This is a genomic window from Microbacterium karelineae, from assembly GCF_009745985.1.
Taxonomy (GTDB): Bacteria; Actinomycetota; Actinomycetes; order Actinomycetales; family Microbacteriaceae; genus Microbacterium; species Microbacterium karelineae.
On the sequence record NZ_WFIX01000028.1, the window covers coordinates 1 to 280 of the forward strand.

Genomic DNA, 280 nt, shown 5'->3' on the forward strand with positions numbered 1-280 from the left:
AGCCCCGTTACATCTTCCGCGCAGGCCGACTCGACTAGTGAGCTATTACGCTTTCTTTAAAGGGTGGCTGCTTCTAAGCCAACCTCCTAGCTGTCTAAGCCTTCCCACATCGTTTCCCACTTAACCATGACTTTGGGACCTTAGCTGACGGTCTGGGTTGTTTCCCTTTTCACGACGGACGTTAGCACCCGCCGTGTGTCTCCCACGCTGACACTTCCAGGTATTCGGAGTTTGCATCGGTTTGGTAAGTCGGGATGACCCCCTAGCCGAAACAGTGCTC

General features: G+C 53.9%; 1 rRNA gene. It reads right to left on the bottom strand.

The features are described from left to right. Window positions 1-280, bottom strand: a 23S ribosomal RNA gene (locus GB932_RS00140); the annotation flags it as partial.